The organism is Synoicihabitans lomoniglobus, from assembly GCF_029023725.1.
Classification (GTDB): domain Bacteria; phylum Verrucomicrobiota; class Verrucomicrobiia; order Opitutales; family Opitutaceae; genus Actomonas; species Actomonas lomonigloba.
The window spans coordinates 1017097-1035072 of sequence record NZ_CP119075.1; the positions used below are offsets into that span (position 1 = coordinate 1017097).

At 62.7% G+C, this 17976-nt stretch carries 14 protein-coding genes; 13 read left to right on the forward strand and 1 reads right to left on the reverse strand.

The window, feature by feature from the left end; genetic code table 11:
- Positions 1-102: 102 nt before the first annotated feature.
- On the reverse strand, positions 103-1227 hold the full coding sequence (locus PXH66_RS03860; protein WP_330931175.1) for a Gfo/Idh/MocA family protein: 1125 nt from the start codon (positions 1225-1227) through the stop codon (positions 103-105).
- A 225-nt stretch (positions 1228-1452) separates the two neighbouring features.
- Here PXH66_RS03860 and PXH66_RS03865 point away from each other — a divergent pair, with 225 nt between their 5' ends.
- The 13 genes from PXH66_RS03865 to PXH66_RS03925 all read left to right on the forward strand — a co-directional run bounded on the left by PXH66_RS03865 (position 1453) and on the right by PXH66_RS03925 (position 17975).
- The gene (locus PXH66_RS03865) at positions 1453-2571 is read left to right on the forward strand and encodes an AraC family transcriptional regulator (protein ID WP_330931176.1); all 1119 of its coding nucleotides are present in this window, start codon (positions 1453-1455) and stop codon (positions 2569-2571) included.
- 159 nt (positions 2572-2730) lie between these two features.
- Positions 2731-3255, forward strand: a complete 525-nt coding sequence (locus PXH66_RS03870; protein ID WP_330931177.1) for a hypothetical protein — start codon at positions 2731-2733, stop codon at positions 3253-3255.
- Between the two features lie 5 nt (positions 3256-3260).
- A complete protein-coding gene (locus PXH66_RS03875) occupies positions 3261-4598 on the forward strand; it encodes a Gfo/Idh/MocA family oxidoreductase (protein ID WP_330931178.1) in 1338 nt (445 codons plus the stop codon).
- A gap of 119 nt (positions 4599-4717) precedes the next feature.
- On the forward strand, positions 4718-5356 hold the full coding sequence (locus tag PXH66_RS03880; RefSeq protein WP_330931179.1) for a hypothetical protein: 639 nt from the start codon (positions 4718-4720) through the stop codon (positions 5354-5356).
- A gap of 2 nt (positions 5357-5358) precedes the next feature.
- On the forward strand, positions 5359-6132 hold the full coding sequence (locus PXH66_RS03885) for a 3-keto-disaccharide hydrolase (RefSeq protein ID WP_330931180.1): 774 nt from the start codon (positions 5359-5361) through the stop codon (positions 6130-6132).
- A gap of 147 nt (positions 6133-6279) precedes the next feature.
- A complete protein-coding gene (locus PXH66_RS03890) occupies positions 6280-7701 on the forward strand; it encodes a hypothetical protein (protein ID WP_330932230.1) in 1422 nt (473 codons plus the stop codon).
- Entirely contained in the window at positions 7698-9362 is a 1665-nt protein-coding gene (locus PXH66_RS03895) for an FAD:protein FMN transferase (RefSeq protein WP_330931182.1), read from the forward strand. Before PXH66_RS03890 ends, PXH66_RS03895 begins: the two co-directional genes overlap by 4 nt.
- A gap of 260 nt (positions 9363-9622) precedes the next feature.
- Complete coding sequence (locus tag PXH66_RS03900) at positions 9623-12370, forward strand: M14 family zinc carboxypeptidase (RefSeq protein WP_330931183.1); 2748 nt, start codon at positions 9623-9625, stop codon at positions 12368-12370.
- A complete protein-coding gene (locus tag PXH66_RS03905; RefSeq protein ID WP_330931184.1) occupies positions 12367-13347 on the forward strand; it encodes a YeiH family protein in 981 nt (326 codons plus the stop codon). The genes PXH66_RS03900 and PXH66_RS03905 overlap by 4 nt, the downstream gene beginning before the upstream one ends.
- An 86-nt stretch (positions 13348-13433) precedes the next feature.
- On the forward strand, positions 13434-14606 hold the full coding sequence (locus PXH66_RS03910; RefSeq protein WP_330931185.1) for a threonine synthase: 1173 nt from the start codon (positions 13434-13436) through the stop codon (positions 14604-14606).
- A 33-nt stretch (positions 14607-14639) separates the two neighbouring features.
- Entirely contained in the window at positions 14640-15893 is a 1254-nt protein-coding gene (locus PXH66_RS03915; protein ID WP_330931186.1) for a dicarboxylate/amino acid:cation symporter, read from the forward strand.
- 161 nt (positions 15894-16054) lie between these two features.
- A complete protein-coding gene (locus tag PXH66_RS03920; protein WP_330931187.1) occupies positions 16055-17041 on the forward strand; it encodes an AAA family ATPase in 987 nt (328 codons plus the stop codon).
- 16 nt (positions 17042-17057) lie between these two features.
- On the forward strand, positions 17058-17975 hold the full coding sequence (locus PXH66_RS03925; RefSeq protein WP_330931188.1) for a DUF58 domain-containing protein: 918 nt from the start codon (positions 17058-17060) through the stop codon (positions 17973-17975).
- Position 17976 lies beyond the last annotated feature (1 nt).

The window sequence follows — 17976 nt, forward strand, 5'->3', positions numbered from 1 at the left end:
AAGAAGATGCAGGCCCCGGGGAAGGGGGAACTAAGTAAGGAGGACGAGGGCCGAACGGGGGGGGATTTGTTTGCGCAACTCGTCTGGCTTGCCCGGACGGGGTTAGGCGAGGGTGAAGGCGGGGAGTTTTACGATCTTGCCGCCACGTAGGGCGGACTGGTGGGCGCAGAGGCCGACGCAGGTCCAGTTGGCGGACTTGACGGCATTGGGGTAGGGAGCGCGGTCGTCGCGCAGGGCGGTGATGAACTCATGCGCCAGATGCGGATGCGAGCCGCCGTGGCCGGCACCCTGGGTAAAGCTAAGGTGGGTGGCTTTGCCGAGATCGTAGACCCCCTGCGTCGTGAACGGACGAATGGCCTTGGGCAGGCGCTTGGCGTAGTCGGGCACGGTGATTTTGCGCGGGATCTTGGGTTCGGGTTTTTTGGCGGTGTGCAACACGTGGGGCTCGTGCTCGATGAGCGACCACTCGAACGATTTTTTGGAGCCGTAGACATCGATCGACTCGCGGTATTGGCGGGCGGTGTCGAAGAGTGAGCGAATGATACGCGCGGAAAGATCGGAGTCCTTGAACTTCACGTGGGCGGTCTCGACCGCGAACGGGGATCCGTAGTGTTTGATCAGTTCCGGGCGGATGGTGCCGGAGCCGAAGCAGGACACGTATTCGGCCGAAGCGTCGGTGAGCGCGAGCATGGGACCGACGCAATGCGTCGCATACCACATGGGTGGCAGGCCGGGCCAGTAGTTCGGCCAACCGTCCATGTCCTGTTGGTGACTGGCTTGGAGGAACTGGATCTTGCCGAGTTCGCCCTTGCGGTAGAGGTCCTGCACGTGGAGGAACTCGCGGGCGTAGACCACGGTTTCCATCATCATGTATTTCAGGCCGGTCTTGCGGGTGAGCTCGACGATGCGTTTGCAGTCGGCGATGGAGGTGGCCATCGGCACGGTGCAGGCCACGTGTTTGCCGGCCTGGAGCGCTTTGATGGTTTGGGCGGCGTGGTCCGGGATGGGGGTGTTGATGTGGACGGCGTCGATCGCGGGATCACGCAGCATTTCATCGTAATCGGTGTAGCCTTTGGCGATGCCGAAGGCCTTTTGCAGCGCGCCCATTTTCTTGGCGTTGCGCTGGCACACCGCCACCAGGTTGGCGTGCGGATGAGCCTGATAGATGGGAATGAATTCCGCGCCGAAACCGAGCCCGGCGAGGGCAATGTTGATTCGTGGGGGCATGGGGAAAGGGGTAAAAGCGAGCGTATCTTAGCGGCTCGGCCACGGGGAAAACCATGAGAGGCTACGATTAAATATTGAGATATTTCACCAAGGCGTGATCTTGAAAATAAGACTGCACTGAGTGCGGTGCCCCGATTTTCCTCACTCTGGTATGAGATAATGCGTAAACGTTCCCTGCCAAGCTTACCGTCCCGGCGACGCGGGCCCCACCACGTAGCTTTGATTGTGGAAACCTCCAACGCCTACGCCCGCAATCTGCTGCACGGGGTGGTGCGCTACGTGCGGGAGCACACGCCGTGGTCGCTTTTTTTGGTCGAACAAAGTCGGGGGCAGACGGCGCCGGAATGGGTGGCGAACTGGCGGGGCGACGGGATCATCGCCCGGATCGAAAACCCGCAGGTGGCCGACGCGGTGCTGGCGTCGGGATTGCCGGCGGTGGATTTGAGTGCGGGGCGATTCGCGCCGTCGTTGCCCTGGGTCGAAACCGACGACGTGCAGATCGCGCGCATGGCGTTCAATCACCTCGCCGATCGCGGTTTCAAGGCGTTCGCGTATGGCGGGGACGAGCGCTTCATGTGGTCGCGATCGCGGGGAGTGGAATTTGCCCGGTTGGTGCAGGCGCGGGGATGTCGACTGCATGAACTGCCGCCGTCGGCGCAGGTGTCCGACGTAGCGCAACAGGTCGATCAATTGGAGCAATGGGTCGCGGGCTTGCCCAAACCGATCGGTATTTTTGCCTGCTACGATATTCGCGGTCAGCAACTGCTGGATGCCTGTCGCAATCTGGGGGTGGCGGTGCCGGAGGAAGTCGCCGTCGTGGGAGTGGATGACGATGATTTACTGTGCCAGCTGGCCTTTCCGCCGTTGTCGAGTGTGCAACCCAACGCCCGCCATACGGGTTACACGGCGGCGGCGTTGCTCGATGCCATGATGAACGGGGCGCCGCGGGAGGCGGTGGAGATTCGCGTGCCACCGCTCGGGGTGACGGCGCGGCAGTCCACGGACATTCTGGCGGTGAGTGACACGATCGTCGTGCGCGCGTTGCGCTTCATCCGGGAACACGCCTGTGATCCCATCGCGGTGACCGATGTGTTGGCGACAGTGCCGGTGTCCCGTCGGGTGTTGGAAAAACGCTTCGAGCAAGCCGTGGGACACTCGCCACATGCCGAAATCGTGGCGGTGCGCATGAACCGCGTGAAGGAACTGCTGCTGGAAACCGACCTGTCGTTGGAGATGATCGCGGCGCGCACCGGATTCGAGCATCCGGAGTATTTGACCGTGATGTTCAAACGCGAAGTGGGGGTGCCGCCCGGCCGTTTTCGCAAACGCGCCATGAGTGAATAATTTGCACAAGCCCGTTTCAACTGGATGAATCGACAGTCGGTTGCGCGAACGACGAGGAATTTGGCTTCGTGGGCGTTTGGATGACCGGTTCGGTTTGTGCTCGGCACCAAAATGTCCAAGCCTCGGTCCGGCCTTTTCCTTCAACCCCCTTTAACCCCCATGGACTCGTCCTCTTCTCTTCCTTCTCCTTCGCTCGCCGGCACGTTCGCCTTTTGGGTGCTACGGCTTTGGCTCGGTCTGCGTGCCGTGCTCACCGGGCTCGAAAAATACGCCGGTAAAGTCACCGAGCAGCAGCCCCTGCTCGATGAATTTGGCGAGCCGGACATCAACGGCGCCATGATCGAGGTGTCGCACAAGGTCTACGGGTTCGACCACTACCACGGTCTGCCGCCGCCGCTCGCCGCCAAGTTTGCCGAGGAGCCCCTTTTGCCGGGCTGGGCGCTGGGCTTGTATGACGCCTGTCTGGGGCCCGCGCTCATTTTGATCGGGGTGGCGCTCTTGATCGGTCTCGCGCCTCGCATCACTCTTTTTGCCCACGGGCTACTCTATGCGAGTTTGTCGGTCGGTTTGATTCTCCTCAACGAAAGCGGCGGCGTCGCCTGGCTCGGGATTCATGTGCTGCTGATTGTGGCGGCGCTGAAACTGGTCGACCATGACCGCGTGGCCGTGCTCCCCAAATGGTAACTCCGATGAATTCCTCCCCCCTTGCATCCCCCGCGCCGTGGTCTCGTCGCGGCTTTCTCAAAACCGGACTCGCCGCCGGTGGCATGGTGATTGCGGCACCGAGCATCATGCGCGGGCAGTCCTCCGCCAACGACATCAATGTCGTGCTCATCGGCATGGGCTCGCAGGGCCGGGTGTTGCTCGACTCGCTGCTCAATATACCCGGGCTGAACTTTCGCGCGGTTTGCGACATCTGGGAGCTCTCACGCCGCTACGGTGTCAATCGGCTCAAAAAAGCCGGTTTCGATCCCGCGGGTTACGAGAACATCGAAGACCTGCTTGCGACCGAGAAGGACATCGATGTCGCCATCATCGCGACGCCCGACTTCTGGCACGCTCCGCACACCAACGCCTGCCTCAAGGCCGGGATGGATGTGTATTGCGAGAAGATGATGGCACACACGGTCGAGTCGGCCCGCACCATGGTGCAGACCATGCGCGAGACCGGAAAACTCCTCCAGATCGGCCACCAGCGCCGCAGCAATCCGCGTTACCTGCATGCGCTGAACAACATCATCAACAAGGCGCACATCCCGGGTCGGATCACCAACATCAACGGCCAGTGGAACCGCGCCGTGTCGGAGGACCTCGGCTGGCCCAAGCGCTATGAGATGCCGCTCGAAACGCTGCAGCGCTACGGCTTCAAGGACATGCACCAGTTCCGCAACTGGCGGTGGTTCAAGGATCTCTCCGGCGGTCCCATCTCGGACCTCGGGGCTCACCAGATCGACATCTTCAACTGGTTTCTCGGCACGAACCCGAAGAGCGTCATGGCCTCGGGCGGGGCGGATTACTACACCACGCACGAATGGTATGACAACGTCATGGCCGTCTTCGAATACGACACCGCGCAGGGGCCGGTCCGCGCCTTCTACCAGGTGCTCACGACCACCAGCGCGGGCGGCGGCTACTTCGAACAATTCATGGGCGACGAAGGTTCGGTGAAAATCTCCGAAAACCCGACGCTCACCAAAGTCTACCGCGAGGACCGTGCGCCCGACTGGGACAAGTGGATCGAGCTCAATTACCTGCGCCGCTCCGCCGCCGCCCCGGAAGCGAAGAAAGCCGCGACGGTCGATGTGCGCGAAACGGCGCCGCTCGTCGCCTTCGACCTGCCGGTGGTATTGGACAAACCGTTGCACCAGCCGCATCTGGAAAACTTTTTCGGAGCGGTGCGGGGCCAGAACAAGCTCACCTGCGATGCCGCCCACGCCTTTGAAAGCGAAGCCGCCATCTTCAAGGTCAACCCCGCCGTCGCCGCCCGCCAAACCCTCGAATTCACCCCGGCCGACTTCACCGCCTGACCGGCCGACGCCCTGCTCAATTGGCCCACTAAATCACCCGAAATTATACGAAAGAGATTCTTAATCTCCGGTTGGTTTTGGTGTTATTTCGGGTGATTTAGTGGGACCTGCTTTTTATTATGAAATACCTGTCACTTCTCATTCTTTCCACGGCGAGTGTCGCCGTGGCCGCCGATTCCAAGGTGCTCGAGCTGGAGTATCCGCCACCCAAGGTCACCAGCACGCCGGCGCCGATCAAGCTGCCCAATCTGGAGACGCCCAATAAAAAGGCTCCGGCGATCAATGTGCCGGCCGACGTGACCAATCTCGCGGCCGGCAAGGCGGTCACGTCCTCCGATCCGTGGCCGATCATCGGCGAAATGGATATGGTCACCGACGGCGACAAGGAGTCCGAGGACGGTTACTACGTCGAACTCGGCGAGGGGTTGCAGTGGGTGCAGATCGATCTCGAAGAAACGGCGGAGATTTACGGCATCGGACTGTGGCACTACCACGCCCAGCCGCGCGCCTACCTCGATGTGGTGGTGCAGGTGTCCGACGACCCCGAATTCGCCACCGGTGTGACCACGCTGTTCAACAACGATCACGACGACTCCTCGGGTTTCGGCCGCGGCAAGGATCCGGCGTATTTGGAGAAGAACTACGGCCGGCTCATCCCGGGCAACCAGGCCAAGGGCCGTTACGTGCGCATCAACTCCAACGGCAACACCAGCGACGGACTCAATCACTACATTGAGGTCGAGGTGTGGGGCCGATGAAGATGTCACGCCTCCTGATCGCGGGCTGGATCGGCGGCGCGGGGATCGCGCTGGCCGCGACCGCGCAGGATGAGCGTCCGCCGGCCAGTTACACCAACTACTACACCCCGCAGCCCCCGGTCGTGGCCGCGCCGGCCGGCGGGGTGCCGTCCGATGCCATCGTGTTGTTCGATGGCTCCGGCTTTGCGGCGTGGGAATCGATGAACCCGGATCTCACGACGGTGCCGTGGGAGATCGCCGACGGCGCCATGGTGGTGAAAGGCAGGACCGGGAACATCCGCACGAAGCAGGCGTTTGGCGACATCCAGCTCCACCTCGAATGGCGGGCTCCGGAGCATCCCACGGAGAACGGGCAAAAGCGGGGCAACAGCGGCGTCTTTTTCATGGGGCGCTACGAAGTGCAGATTCTGGACTCGTATCAGAACGAGACCTACGTCCACGGCGGCGCGGCCTCGGTTTACAAGCAATACGCGCCGCTCGCCAACGCCACCCGTCCCCCGGGCGAATGGCAGGTCTACGACCTGGTGTTCGAAGCGCCGCGATTTTCGCCCGGCGGAGCGTTGATCACCCCGGCGCTCATCACCGTGTTTCATAATGGCGTGCTCACCCAGCATGCCGTGCCGCTCGCGGGACCGACGGAAAATCGTGGTCTGCCCGCTTACCAGTATCACGTGCCGCGCCTGCCGCTCGTCTTGCAGGACCACCATGACCCGGTCGCGTTTCGCAATATTTGGGTGCGCGAGTTGGACCTGCCACCGATTAAGCGTGGGCGTTAAGACCGGACGGTGCGGTGGCACGCCACCACGGCGCGGAGCGAACCAAGGAAGCTTCTGAATCCCCTCACTTCATCCCCTCAAATTTGGGCTGCGCGTGCGATCGTTCTGATCTTCGTGCTGGTGGGGGGGGCGTGGCGGTATGCCCACTTGGACAACCGGCCGCTGCACGCCGACGAAGCCGTGCAAGCCTGGCAAACCTGGCGGCTGTTGGACGGGGCGGGCTACCGGTATGATCCCCTCGATCGGCACGGGCCGTGGCTTTATTTTGGCTCGGCGGCGCTGCACCGATTCACGGGTGGAGAGGCTGCCGACTACGACGATCACGCCGCCCGGATTTTTGTGCTGCTGGCCGGGGTGGCGACGCTGGCGTTGTCGGCGTGGGGGCCGCGGTGGGCCGCGGGAACGACGCCGTGGGTGGGCGCGTTTGCCGTCGCGCTGCTGGCGTTGGAGACGCTCAGCTCGCTCTATCACACCTACTTCGTGCAGGAGGCGTGGCTGGCGTTGTGGGTGTGGGCATTTTTCTGGGTCGGACTGCGTCTGGCCGGTCAAACCGAAGTGCGCGCGCGGGACGTGTTCGGGCTCGGACTGCTCGCCGGGCTGGCGCAAACGAACAAGGAAATCACGCCGCTCTACCTCGGTTTGGCCGCGCTGGCGGGGTGGGCGGCCCACGGGGGGCGATGGTTCGTGCCGCGTTGGTCCACGGTAGGCTGGGGCGTTGCGGGCTTCCTGCTGCCGGTGGGGCTTTTTTATTCCAGTTTCGGATCACATCCCGCCGGGGTGCTGGATGCGTTTCGCACCTACGGCCTGCAGGCGGCGCGGTTGTCGGAGAGCCCGCACACGTATCCCTGGTGGCACTATCTGCGCACGCTCGGCGTTCTGCCCACCGGTGGACCGCGGTGGGGGCAATACCTGTTGCTGGCATTGGCGCTGGCCGGGGTCGTTGAAAGTCTGCGACCGCAGGCGAATCGCGCCCACCGGGCCGTGGCATATTTCACGGTATCGCTGTTGGTCGTGCACAGTGTGATTTCTTACAAAACGCCGTGGTTGATGCTCACGCCGGTGATCGGGATCGGACTGCTGGCGGCGCAGGCTTTGGCCTGGTTGGCGGCGCGGGGGCGGTGGGCGGCGGTGGCGGCGGTGGTGGTCGCGGGGGCCACGGTGGCGCAATGCTGGCAGGTCGGTCGGCTGGCGCTGGATCGTTATCCGGGCGATGCGCGCAATCCGTATTTTTATGAGCAAACCCCGCGCGCGTTCATGCGGTTGCCGGATCGTATCGCGCAATTGGAAGAAAACCTCGGTCGGCCGCTGCGCATTGCCGTTTTCAGTCCGGAAGACGCGTGGCCCCTGCCGTGGTATCTGCGCGAGCACGCGACGGTGGGATACATGGACGACGTGCCCGTCAATTTGGGGGATTGGGACATGGTGGTGTGGGATACCCAGTGGGGCGAGGGACCCTGGACCGGTTTCGATGATCGCGTGGTCGAATACGTGGGGTTACGGCCGAATGGGTTGCTGGAAATTTCCATCGCGTCTCCCGTCTGGGAGGCGACCTTCTCGCCGCTGCCATGAATCCCGCGGCCCTAGTGCAATTGGTGGAACTCGCAGGCTTGGAGAGCTTCGAGCACGAAGCCATGGCGACCCGGTTTTCCCTGTATCTGGCGCCGACGCCGGAAGGGGAGCGGCGGGCGATCGCGGAGGAAGCGTTTCGGTTGTTGGACAAAATGGAGGATTGCCTGAGTTTTTACCGCGAAGGCAGCGATGTGACCCGCATCAACCGGGCGGTCGAGGGGGAGGTCGTGCGCCTCGATGAATGGACGCACCAGTGTTTGTTGATCGCGCTCGAAGTCGCTGCGGCCAGCGACGGCGCGTTTGATCCCTTTGCCGGCGCGGCCGCCGTGGGGGCGAAGTCACAAGCCGTGCCGTCGCATTTGGCCGATCTGCCATTGCCGGAGCCCGACGAGATGGAGCCGGTGCTGGCGATCGACGCGGAACAACCGTGGATCACGAAACTGGCGGGCCGACGGTGGCTCGATCTGGGGGCGGTGGGTAAGGGCGCGGCGATCGATGCCATGGTGGCGGTATTGCACGAGTGGCAAGTGCCCACGGCGGTCCTGGTGGGAGGCGGCTCCAGCGTCTTGGTTTACGGCTCGCCGCCGTCCGGTGATGCGACGACCTGGACACTGGTGTTGCCTCAACTTCCGCTGCGGCCTCGCGTGTCGTTGACCGCGCCCTTTGCGCTGGGGGCGTCGGGTGAGGGGTTTCAACCCGGTCATGTCATCCCCGGGGCGGGGCGGACGGCCCGGTCTCAGGCGTTGGTATTGGCGCCGACGGCGGCCTGGGCCGATGCGTTGTCCACGGCGGCGCTGTTGTTGCCCGACGCGTCGATTCAAAGTTTGGGCGACGGGGTTGCCGACATGAGCTTTTTGGCCGTTTCAGCGGCTGGAAAGACCTTGCGCACGGGCAAGTTCACCGAGCTGAGATTTGCGGATCCCGTCGTTTCGCTGGTGATTCCCTGTTGGTGTGAAAGCGAGCGCCTGCCTGCGTTTCTCCACGCCTTGGGCGAGGCGTTGATGAATGAAACATTTTCGATCGAAGTGCTGGTGATCGACGACGGATCGCCCGCGCCGGATGCGGCGAAAACTGCGCGAGTGGTCGCCGATGCGGCGGCCCGTTTTCCCATGATAAAACCGATGGGCACGGTGGGGCAGCACCGCGGCAAGGGTGGAGCGATTTATCACGGTTGGCGTCACAGTGCGGCGTCCGTCCGCTGGCTGGCTTTGGTGGACGCTGACGGCGCGGTGCCGGCGGCGGAAGTGGTGCGCGGACTACGGGAGGCGCTTGCGACCGATAGTGAATCGATCCTCATCGCCGCGACGCGCTACCATCGTGATGCCAGCCGCCGGGTGCATCGGGGCTGGATCCGCCAACGCACCGGCGGATGGTTCGCGCGGTGGGCGCAGCGCCAGCTCGGACTCGGCGCGGTCGACAGCCAATGTGGTTTCAAAGTGGTCCCGGCCCCATGGTGGCGCGCCCGCGATGCGTGGACGGAGGAAGGCTACGCTTTCGATTTGGAACTCCTCGTGGCCGCGCGGGATGATGGCATCGTCGTGAAGAACCTGCCGATCTCATGGCGCGAAATCGACGGCTCGAATGTCAGCTGGCGGGATGGAGTTCAACTCGTGCGGCATGTGCGCGCTTTGAAGACCAAAGCCTCGTCCCCTCAGGAGTAAAAAGCTGACGGATCAGGCGAGGGTAGAATTTCGTAAAACCATTTTATACAGGGTTATACGAAGGCTGAAGCGGCAGGTATACCATTCGATATAAATTGGAACATTAAGCCGGATTCGAGGCGTCCTAAGGTCCGTGGTTGAACCGCCGCGAGCGGGGCTGGAGCGTTTTCCGTCGATGTTTCAAGGGCATTGCCTCGAGGACGTTCCGGCGTGCGACGCCGTCACCACGAACCGAAACAGCAAACGAAAGCAGTCCCTTCATGAGCAGAGTATGCGAATTTCTTTTTGGCTCCGGCCATGCCCGCCGACGGTTGATCGGACTCAGTTTGATTTTGGGGCTTAGCCTGGGGAGCACGCAGGCCGCGGTGGAAACGCCGTCACAGTTTTTCGGCTTCAAGCCGGGCCAGACCGGCGAGTTGGTGCGTTACCCGGTGGTGCTCGACTATCTGCAGTCCCTCGCGGCGGGCAGTGATCGGGTGATCTACGAAGAGGTGGGCAAAACCACGATGGGAAATCCGTTCGGTTTGATTACGGTCAGTTCTCCGGAAAACCTGAAAAATCTCGATCGCATCCTGGAAATCAATCAACGCCTGGCGGACCCGCGCGGACTGAGCGAGGACGAAGCGGCGGCGCTGATCGCGGAAGGGAAACCGGTGTATTATCTCTACGCCACGATTCACTCCACGGAGGTGTCGAACATCGCGGCCACCACCGAAATCGCCTACCAGCTCGCCAGCGGTGATTCCCCGGAAATTAAACAAATCCTCCACGATGCCGTGGTGTTGATCGAACCCTCGCAGAATCCCGACGGCCAATACTGGGTGGTCGATCACTGGTATAAGACCGCCGGGACCGACTACCAGCGGGTGTATCCGGATCTCTATCACAAATACACCGGTCACGACGACAATCGCGACTGGTTCATGTTCACGCAAATCGAGACCCGGCTCAACCTCGGGATTCAGGCGCGCTACCGGCCCGTAATCAGCCACGACATGCACCAGATGGGCAATCGCGGCGCGCGGATTTTCGTGCCGCCGTTTGACGATCCCTTTGATCGCAACATGCATCCGCTGCTGCAGATCGAGCAGGCGACCGTCGGGCAGGCCATGGCCGAGGCGCTGTTTGCCGCCGGTAAGGAAGGCATCAACTGGGGGGCGCGCTACGACATGTGGAGCCCCGCCCGGCAGTTCATGATCTACAAGGGGCAGCCGCGCATTCTCACGGAGATTGCCCGCAGCAATTTGGCAGACCCGCAGGTGAGCAAGGACGGCAGTCCCTTGGGGCCGCAGGAAATATCCCGGGACTTTCCGGTGCCTTATTCCCAGGACACATGGACGCTGCAGCAACAGGTCGACTACGGCGTAATCGCGGCCATGGCGGGCATCAAGCACGTGGCCCGCTACGGCAAGGAGTTCATGACCAACTTCTACCACGTGCAGAAATCGTGGGTCACCCGCACGGCCAAGCCCTACGCGTTCGTGGTGTCGGCCGAGCAGCGCGATCCGTATGCGACCTACGAGATGCTGGAGATCATGGAAACGGCGGAGGTCGAGATCGAGCGGGCGGACGAAGCGTTCACCGCCGACGGCACGACGTATCCGGCAGGGTCCTACGTCATTCGCACCGCGCAACCCTACGGTGCCTTCGCCAAGACCATGCTGGAACGGCAGGATTATCCGGACCTGAAAGTGTTTCCCGGCGGTCCGCCCAAGCGGCCCTACGATGCCACCGGCCAGACGCTCTGGATGTTGATGGGGGTCGATGTCGCGGAGATCGAGGCACCCTTTGAGGCGTCGCTGGATTTGGTCGAGCAGGTGGCGCCGGTGCCGCAGCCACCGCCGGCGGCGACGGCGGGGTTTTACCTGATCGGACCCGAATCCTACGGCGTGTTCAAGGTGGTCTCCGCCTTGCAGGCGGCGGACGTGCCGGCCGTGCGAACGGCGGAGGCGACAACGGTGGCGGGAAAGTCGTTTGCTCCCGGCACGCTCATGTTCCCTATCAATCCCGAAACACAATCGATCGTGACCACCGCCACGTCGAGCTGGGGACTGCCGGTGGTTGCGGCCACCGCGTTGCCCGGAGTCGATGGCTTCGCGTTGAAACCGGACACCCGGGTCGGTCTGTATCGCTCGGCTAACATCATGCCCGGTGGGTGGTTGATGTGGGTGTTCGATCAATACGACGTGAACTACCGCGTCGTGAGCGCGGACGATTTTACCGGCGACCTGAATGATCGCTACGATGTGATCGTCATGCCCTCCGGGTTGTCGAAACAGCGCGTGATCAAAGGACTCGATCAAACCAAGAACGATCCGGCGGAGTGGGGCTGGGCCGCGGGCATCGGCGAGGAGGGGTGGATAAAACTGCGGCAGTGGGTGCACGACGGTGGCACGTTGCTGGCGATTGGCAGTGCGAGTGAAACCGCCCGGGATCTCCTTGATCTACCGATCGAGCCGGCATTGCCCGCGCCGGAGCGCAATTACGGGGATGAGGAAACGCACGCCGAGGAGGAGATGGTGTCGGCGGCGGGGGCGGCCCAAAAACTGAAGGATACTTTCATGAGTCCGGCGTCGCTCATGTATACGCTGCGCGACGAAGTGGCCGACCCGACCTCGTTGTTTTACTGCCCGGGATCGCTGCTGGACAATTTGTTCGATCCGACGCAACCCGTGGCGTGGGGCATGCCCGCGCAATGGCCGGTGTTTTTCATCCGCGATCAAGCCTACCGTCTGCGCCCGTCGTTCGATATTCAAGCCGAGGTGGTCTCCAAATACCCGTCGAGCGACATCCTGCAAAGTGGGTGGCTCCTCGGGGAGGACTACCTGAAGGATCAGGCCAATGTCGTATCGTTTGAAGTTGGGGAAGGGTTTGTGGTCACGTTCGGCACGCAGGTGGATTTCCGGGCGCAGGCCCGGGCGACGACGAAGATGGTCTTCAACGCAATTTATCACGGTCCTTCGACTGCGATCCCGGCCGCCGATGTGGCCACGGTGCTGGCGCCGTGAACCCCGGAACGTCCCCGGCGCGGGCGCCGGTTCTGTCCGGCGTGCTGGTGACGTTGGGGGCGGCGGGGGCATTGGTCCCCGGCGTGCCGCCGTGGTTGGCGTTGCTGATGGGGGCGGCGATCGGGTTGTCCTGGGGGCCGCCGACGTGGTTGCCCGTCACGCGAATCATGCACACGACGCTGCAGCTGGCGGTGGTGGGGATCGGCGCGGGCATCAATCTGGCCGTGGTCGGGCGCGTCGGCCTGAGCAGCATTGGTTACACCATGATTGGTCTGGTGTTCACGTTGATCGTGGGCGTCGTGCTCGCCAAACGGGGTGGTGTCGGACCGCATGTGGGCGCGCTGCTTTTTGCGGGCACGGGCATCTGCGGAGGCAGTGCGATTGCCGCCGTGGCGCCGGCGATTAGGGCGCGGGCGGACGAAACTTCGGCGTCGATCTCGACGGTGTTTTTGCTCAACGCGGTGGCGCTGCTGATATTTCCGGCGTTGGGCCGGTGGCTGGGGCTGGACCCGGGTGAGTTCGGATTGTGGTGTGCGTTGGCGATTCACGACACGAGTTCCGTGGTGGGGGCGGCATTGACCGGTGGACCGGACGCGTTGGTGACGGCGACCACGGTCAAGCTGGTGCGGTCGCTGTGGATCGTGCCGGTGACGCTGGCGCTGGGTTTTGCGTTTCGCCGCATCCGACCGGCGGCCGGGGCGGCCAAGCTGCCGGTGCCCTGGTTCATTGGCGGCTTCGTGCTGTTGTCCGCGATGTTCACGGCCATGCCCGCACTGGCGGGGTGGATCGATCCGATTGCGATGGCAGCGCGGGCGTTGCTCTCGCTGACACTGTTCTTGATCGGTCTGAACATGAGCCGAGCGGTTTGGCGTCGGGTCGGCTACCGGGCGCTGTTGGTGGGCGTGGGGCTGTGGATCGCGGTGGCAACGGGAACCCTGCTGGCGATCAAACTCGGTTGGATATCGCAGGAGGTATAAACGTGCCCGTGGACCGTCCCGCACCCGTGCTGCCAACTCCCTGTTCTGACGGCCCGTCGTGTCGTCACCGCCAACGTTGAAACCCTATGAATGTAACGAAACTCGTTTGCTCGGCCTGCGGAGTAACCTTTGCGCCCGGTAAAGTCTACAACCTGTGCGCCACGTGCGGCATGCCGCTGTTTGTGCTCTACGATCTTGAAGCGGCGGGACGCACGCTGACCAAGGAGGCGCTCCGCACCCGCGAGGCGAATATGTGGCGTTATCGCGAAGTGTTACCCGTCGAGAATCCGGCGGAGAACATCGTCTGTTTGGGCGAAGGCTGGACGCCTTTGATGCCGATGCCGCGGTTGGGGGCGGAGCTGGGCATGGCCAATCTTTACATCAAGGACGAGGGCCAGAATCCCACCGGCAGTTTCAAGGCGCGGGGCATGACCGCGGCCGTGTCGATGGCCAAGGAATTGGGGATCAAAAAGCTCGCGGTCCCTTCGGCCGGCAATGCCGCCGGCGCGATGGCAGCATATGCGGCCCGGGCGGGTCTGGAGGCTCATATTTTCATGCCGCAGGACACCCCGCAGGCCAACGTGATCGAATGCCGGGAGATGGGCGCGCAGGTTACCCTGATCGACGGATTGATCACCGATTGCGGGGCGGAAGTGGCGCGACGCAAGGAGGCCGAAGGGTGGTTTGATGTGTCCACGCTCAAAGAGCCCTACCGCATCGAAGGCAAAAAAACCCTGGGCTACGAACTGGCCGAGCAACTCGATTGGGAACTGCCCGATGCCTTGTTTTATCCCACGGGCGGCGGCACCGGCTTGATCGGCATGTGGAAGGCGTTTGACGAGATGGAGGAGCTGGGCTGGATCGGTTCGCACCGCCCGCGAATCTACTCCGTCCAGGCCGAAGGGTGCGCGCCGATCGTGCGGGCGTTTGAGGCCGGCCAGACGCATGCGGGCGAGTTTCCCAATGCGCACACCAAGGCGTCGGGGCTGCGGGTGCCCAAAGCCATCGGTGACTTCATCATGCTGGAGGCGATTCGCAAATCCGGCGGTGGCGCCGTGGCCGTGAGTGATAACGCCATGATCAAGGCGGTGCGCGAGGTGGGTCAGCTCGAAGGCCTGTTTCTCGCGCCGGAAGGGGCCGCCTGCTATGCCGCGATGGTGGACCTGCTCGAAGCGGGCCAGATCGGGGAGGACGAACGCGTGGTGATCTTCAATACCGGCACCGGGCTGAAATACCTCGAGTGTTTCGGCGAAGACTGATGCCGCCGCCGATCCCGGGCCGACGTATTTATCATGAATCCGAAAAACCTGACTCGTAATATTCTTCTGGGCATGGGGCTCGGCTTGATCGTGGGCGTGGCGTGTAACCGCCTCGGGACCGACGTGCCGGGCGTGACGTTCGTGGTCGACGGCCTGTTTCCGCTGGTCGGGAGGATCTTCGTCAAATCGCTGCAATTGTTGGTGGTGCCGCTGGTGTTGTTTTCCCTGATCTGTGGGACCGCCTCGCTCAACGACCTCCGGCGTCTGGGCCGGATCGGGGCGAAGACGGTGGCGTTTTATCTGGGCACCACGGCGCTGGCGGTGGGCTCGGCCATCGTATTGGGAATATTGTTACAACCGGGAGTGGGATTCAATCTGAGCTACGAAAGCGATTTTGCGGTGCGGTCGAGTCCCCCGCTCGCAGACGTAATTCTGGGGATTTTCCCGAGCAACCCGTTTCAGTCGCTGGCCGAGGGCAAAATGCTGCAGGTGATCGTGTTTTCCATCCTGTTTGGCATCGCCATGTGTCTGGCGGGGGAAGCCGGCCAGCGGGTGCTGCGCGTCGCATCGGATCTGAATGAAGTGGTGATGAAGCTGGTCATCCTGCTCATGCTGGTGGCGCCGTTCGGCGTGTTCGCGCTGGTGGGCCGCACGTTTGCGCAGGAAGGATTCACCGCGATTCTGGCCTTGGGGAAATACTTCTTCCTCGTGCTGGGGGCGCTGGTATTGCACCTGTTCGTCACCTACGGGCTGTTGTTCAAACTGGGCACCGGCTTGAGCCCGATGCGACTGATGCGCAAGATGCGCAAAGTGCAGTTGTTCGCATTTTCCACCGCGAGCAGCAACGCGACCCTGCCGCTCACGTTGGAAACGGTGGAGCACCAGTTGGGCGTCAAGCCGTCGGTGGGCTCGTTCACGATTCCTCTCGGGGCGACGATCAACATGGATGGGACCGCAATTTTGCAGGGCGTGGCCACGGTCTTCATCGCTCAGGCGTTGCAGATCGACGTGGGCGTGCAGGGCTATCTGATGGTCGTGCTCATGTCGACCCTGGCCTCGATCGGCACGGCGGGCGTGCCGGGCGTGGGATTGATCATGCTGGCCATGGTCTTTCAGCAGGTCGGACTGCCGGTGGCCGCCATCGGCGTGATCTACGGCGTGGACCGACTGTTGGACATGGTGCGCACGGCGGTGAATGTCACCGGTGATGCGGTCGTTTCCGTGATCGTGGCCAAGTCGGAAGGCGAGTTTGACCAGACGGTTTTTGACGCTGTCGACGAGACCTGAGCGTTCGGTCGCGACCCGTCAGCGGGGCGACGATATATCGGATTATATATTCAAGTCGGTGGCACCCGCCCGGACGGGAAGCCTTGATGAAGCCCGTCGCTGGATGAGCCGGTGACTTCCTGCGGAGGCGCACAGATTCAACCATCAAACACGAGGTAACGATGAGCTCCGGTCCGGCCTGGTCCGACAAACTCAAACACGAAATCGCCAAGGCGGTTTTGGGACAGGAACAAGTGATCGACCAATTGCTGGTCGCGCTCCTGGCTGATGGCCACGTGCTGCTTGAGGGCATGCCCGGTCTGGCCAAGACCCTGTTGATCAACTCGCTCGGGGCTGCCCTCGGCGTGGATTGCGACCGGGTGCAATTCACGCCCGACCTGCTGCCGAGCGACGTCGTGGGCACGATGATTTTTCAACCCCAGTCGGGGGCGTTTACGGTGCACAAGGGACCGATCTTCGCGAATCTGGTGCTGGCCGATGAAATCAACCGTTCGCCGGCCAAGGTGCAGAGCGCGTTGCTGGAGGCGATGCAGGAACGGCAGGTCACAATTGGCGGCGCCACGCACGCCTTGCACGCGCCGTTCTTTGTCATGGCCACACAGAATCCGGTGGAGCAGGAGGGCACTTACCCGTTGCCGGAAGCCCAGTTGGATCGGTTTCTGTTCAAACTGCTGGTCGATTATCCGTCGGAGGCCGACGAGGAGCTGATGATGGACCGGTGGGGGCAGGTCACAGCCAAGCCGAAGCTGGAGGCGGTTTCCAGTGGCGTGGAATTACTCTCGCTGCGGCAGCAGGTGGATCAGGTGTATGTCTCGCCGCAAGTGAAGCGCTACATCCTGAAACTGGTGCGCGGCACGCGGGCCATGGCGCAGCCGGTCACGAGCGGGCTGGGTTCGCGCTACCTCAGTTTCGGGGCGTCGCCACGGGCGTGTTTGGCGTTGTATCAAGCCAGTCGGGCGCGGGCGTTTCTGCACGGGTCGGATTTTGTCACACCGGATTTCGTGCAGGCCGTCTGTCCGGATATTCTGCGGCACCGCATCGGGCTCACCTACGAAGCGGAAGCCGAGGGGCTCGATGCGGAAAAACTGGTGCAGGACCTCCTCGGTCGGGTGTCCGTGCCGACGGAATCCGATGCGGCCGCCGCCTGATGCCCGCCGATTCGAGATGAATTCCTCATTGCCGCCGCTGCCTCCCGGACCCGCCAACGCCACCAGCGAGGCGCTGGCGTCGCTACGTCGGTTGGAATGGCAGATGAAGCACCAGGTGACGAATTTGTTGGGCGGCGAATATCGTTCGGCATTTCGCGGCAAGGGCATGGAGTTTGATCAGGTCGTGCGCTACAACTACGGCGACGACGTGCGCGACATCGACTGGAAGGTGACCGCGCGTTCCACCGAACCCTACCGCAAAAAATTCGTGGAGGAGCGCGAGCTGACGGTGTTGCTCGTTTTTGAAGACCGACTGTCCCTGCAGTTTGGATCGGAAGGGCGGACCAAGCGCGACGCCATGATGGAGTTGATCTGTCAGGTCATGTTGTTGGCGGCGAACAACCGCGACCGTATCGGCATCGTGCACGCGCAGCCGGGCGGTTACACGTTGTGGAAACCGGTGCGCGGTCGCGCGGCCATCATGCAGGCCGCGGCCCAGTTGCTCGCGACCCCGGCTCCGGATCTGGCCGATACGCGACCGCTGAAGATGCCCTGGCGCTTCGTGGGACAGGCGGCGCCCAAGCACAGTATTTTGGTGTGGTGCGGTGACTTCGCGCCGCAGCCTGAACCACACGGTTGGTCGATCATCACCGGTCGATATCACGCCGTGGGCTTCAAGGTCGACGATCCCTGGGAACGAGGCCTGCCGCCGGACAAGGCGTTCAGCGTCTACGATCCGGTGGCCCAACATTTGGTCGTGTTAAATCCCCGCTCGAAAGCGCATCAGGAGGCGCATGCGGCGTGGGTGGCAAAGCGGGAGGCTCGGTTTGGCGAGTTGTTCCGCGATGCCCGCGACCGCTTGGTGGTTACGCCCAACGATTCAATGACGGATGCGCTGGCGCGGTTTTTCCGGGCGCACATGGCGATGAACTGAA